Raw genomic sequence first — 845 nt, 5'->3', positions numbered from 1 at the left:
GATGATAGGCGCGGGCAGTTTGGTGCCGCCGCGCAAGCGTTTGGAAAGCGGTTTTTTATACGTCGGCTCGCCTGTGAGACAAGTGCGTCCGCTGACTGATGAGGAAAAGGAATTTTTGACGTATTCCTCTGCGCATTATGTCCGCCTGTCCGGTCAGCATAAAATTTCAAAATAAGGAAAACCAATACAATGAACGCAATTTATCTGGCTTCGGGTAGTCCGCGCCGTCGTGAGATTTTGGAGAATTTGGGTTTCACGGTACGCCGCCTTCCTGCGGATATTGATGAAACCCCTAAAGAAGGCGAAGCCGCAGTAGAGTATGTGCGCCGTATGGCCTGCGAGAAAAATCAGGCAGCGGTGGCGCAATGGTTTGCTGCTCATAATCAAGAACCTGAGTTTGCTGTATTGACGGCGGATACGACGGTGGCGGATGGTGCGGTTATTTTGGGTAAACCGGAATTCGAAGCGGATGTGGTCGATATGCTGGAACGCCTGTCTGGGCGGACGCATCAAGTGCTGACGGCTGTATGCGTTTACTGGCAAGGCGTGCGCCATGATGTGGTGCAGACGAGCGAAGTGCGCTTTAAAACGTTGACGGCTGAGGAAATTGCAGCCTATGTTGCCAGCGGCGAGCCGATGGATAAAGCCGGTGCGTATGGGATTCAGGGCTTGGGCGGCGTATTTGTCGAACATTTGCAGGGTAGTTTTACCGGAGTGATGGGTTTGCCGGTTTATGAGACCGCGCAACTACTGAAATCCTTGGGTTTGGAAGCGCTGCCATTTGCTTAAAATTAGGCAAATGCCGTCTGAAAGCGTGCCGACAAAAACGCCTGTTTCAGTTACAA

At 51.8% G+C, this 845-nt stretch carries 1 protein-coding gene and 1 pseudogene; both read left to right on the top strand.

What is annotated here, in order from left to right:
- A pseudogene (locus ACTHS3_RS15980) lies at positions 1–175 on the top strand (gamma carbonic anhydrase family protein); the annotation flags it as partial.
- 14 nt (positions 176–189) lie between these two features.
- A complete protein-coding gene (locus ACTHS3_RS15975; RefSeq protein WP_440368503.1) occupies positions 190–789 on the top strand; it encodes a Maf family protein in 600 nt (199 codons plus the stop codon).
- The last annotated feature ends 56 nt before the right edge of the window (positions 790–845 follow it).

Source organism: Neisseria sp. P0009.S007 (assembly GCF_051962515.1).
The sequence above is the reverse complement of the archived record's forward strand: the minus strand, read 5'-3'. Positions and strand labels throughout refer to the sequence as shown.

Bases quoted from the DNA above. Each gene is read 5' to 3' on its own strand.
- ACTHS3_RS15975 (WP_440368503.1), top strand. From the start codon at position 190: ATGAACGCAATTTATCTGGCTTCGGGTAGTCCGCGCCGTCGTGAGATT.